The 2219-nt window shown below is 59.6% G+C and carries 4 protein-coding genes; all 4 read left to right on the forward strand.

Annotated features, from left to right (window positions below; translation table 11 throughout):
* On the forward strand, positions 1 to 933 hold a 933-nt coding region (locus tag CW742_RS11005), incomplete at its 5' end, for an AAA family ATPase (protein ID WP_292420348.1).
* A 3-nt stretch (positions 934 to 936) separates the two neighbouring features.
* A complete protein-coding gene (locus CW742_RS11010; RefSeq protein ID WP_292420350.1) occupies positions 937 to 1515 on the forward strand; it encodes a hypothetical protein in 579 nt (192 codons plus the stop codon).
* 72 nt (positions 1516 to 1587) lie between these two features.
* Positions 1588 to 1752 (forward strand): rubredoxin, encoded by a 165-nt coding sequence (locus CW742_RS11015; RefSeq protein ID WP_342764880.1) that lies wholly within the window; start codon positions 1588 to 1590, stop codon positions 1750 to 1752.
* Between the two features lie 9 nt (positions 1753 to 1761).
* The coding region (locus CW742_RS11020) for an FprA family A-type flavoprotein (RefSeq protein WP_292420351.1) at positions 1762 to 2219 on the forward strand (458 nt) is incomplete at its 3' end.

Raw genomic sequence — 2219 nt, forward strand, 5'->3', positions numbered from 1 at the left:
GAGTTTGCGTTACGGTTCAGCCCGGACGGAAATGACTTCTTGGTTGTCCGGGACCGGCTCGTGATCGGGTGCGAGGTTGCGGCATGCAGCCCGGCCGGGATGCTGCCGGCGGAAACGGCGATCCCCGGGCGCGGCGAGATCGTTGTCTCGAACGAGAACGGCCTGGTCCAGTACAGCGCCAGCGTGCCGGAAGGGTGCAGCCTCACGGCAAACGAGATCATCCCGCTCTTCTTCCGGGGCAAACGGCTGCCGGAGAAGACCCTTCTCCTCGAGACCGTGTACGGGTATCCCCTCCCCCACAGCGAGAAGTTCTTCGACCGCATCGCTGTCTACGACATCGACCCCAAGCTCCCCAAGAGAGGGGTGGTCGTCACCGGCCGGCGCGATCTCGAGGAGGACGGCAGCAACCTCGCCCTCGTTATCAGGAGTATTGGCGATGACCCGCACAAGAAGCGCAAGTTTTCAAACCTCCTGCGCGACACCCTGCCGTTTGTGGAGGACTTCTCAGTGACGAAGTTCATGGATGTCTCCCTTGTCCTGACGCTGAAGGAGCGGTATATCAAGAGTTACGAGCTGCCCGCTTCGTCCCTCTCGGATGGCACCATCGTCATCTTTGCCATGATCATCGCCCTGTACTTCGAGGACCGGCCGTTCATCGTCATCGAGGAGCCGGTCAGCCACATCCACCCGTTCCTGGTCGGCCGGCTGATGGCAATGATGAAGGAGGCTTCAGAAAAGAAGCAGGTGATGGTGACCACCCACAGCACCGAGGTGGTCAAGTACGCAGGTCTCGACGACATCCTCCTCATCTCCCGGGACAGCGAGGGGTACTCCGTCATCTCCCGCCCGGGCGACAAGGAGGAGGTGCGGGCATTTCTCGCCAACGAGATCGGGATCGAGGAGCTCTACGTCCAGAACCTGCTGGGATTCTAAGCCATGAAGAAGCGCCTGTTCATCATGGTCGAGGGGGAGGACGATGTCCGGTTCTTCGGCCGGCTCATCAAGCCCCTGCTCCTCCCATCCTACCACTCGGTCGAGATCATCCCGTATGCCTGCATCAAGCGCGAGAAGGTGAACAAATTCCTAAAAAGTGTCCGGCTGATGAAGAACGACTACATCTTCGTTGCCGACATCGACCAGGAGCGCTCCGTCCGGGACAAGAAGCAGATCCTGTACTACCGGTTCAGCGAGGTCGACGACCGGAGCATCGTCATCGTGATCCGGGAGATCGAGAGCTGGTACCTGGCCGGTGTGCCCGTTGAGACCGCGCAGGGCCTCGGTATTCCCGATCTGGCGTCCACCGACGGGATAACCAAGGAGGACTTCAATACCCGCATCCCCCCGCAGTTCGACTCCCGGATCGACTTCATGTTCGAGCTCATGAAGTCCTTCTCGATAGAGACCGCGGTACGGAGGAACGCCTCGTTCCGGTTCTTTGTCGACCGCTACCTTGCCGGGCGGGAGTCGTTCGAGCTCCTCCCCCTGCCGGCAGGGGCCCCGGGCAGGCGGGAGTGAGTTCATCGAAACGATTATTGAGCTGGTGGCGCCATTCTGTGGTACCGGTATTGTGGATAAGGAGGTTTTTGTATGGATATGGAATGTTACATCTGCACCATCTGCGGGCACCAGTACAATCCCAAAAAGGGCGAACCGTTGCAGAACATCGGATCCGGTGTCAGGTTTGCCGATCTTGCGGCGGACTGGGCCTGCCCGGTCTGTTTTGCCGAAAAGCGGCTTTTCCGGAAGGAGTGAGAGGGAACCATGGCAGCACGCACAATAGCACGGGATGTCTTCTCGGTCGGGGCGATCGATTTCGACCGGCGGCTCTTTGACGAGCTGATCCCTCTCCCGGAAGGGACGAGCTATAACGCCTACCTCATCAAAGGCAGCGAGAAGACAGTGCTCATCGACACCGTGGATCCGACGAAGGAGTTCGAGCTCATCGAGAACCTCGTGAAGCTGGGCATCGAGACGCTCGATTACGTGGTCATCAACCATGCCGAGCAGGACCATGCGGGTTCGCTGCCGATGATCTTAGAGTTCTTCCCGATGGCAAAGGTGGTTACGAACGAGAAGTGCCGCGATCTCCTCATCGCGTTCCTCCACGTGCTTCCCGACGTCTTCCATATCGTGAAGGACGGGGACACGCTCCCGCTCGGCGATCGGACCCTGCAGTTTTATCTCACGCCGTGGACACACTGGCCCGAGACCCAGGTAAC

This window comes from Methanoregula sp., assembly GCF_002835825.1.
In the GTDB taxonomy this organism is placed as follows: domain Archaea; phylum Halobacteriota; class Methanomicrobia; order Methanomicrobiales; family Methanospirillaceae; genus Methanoregula.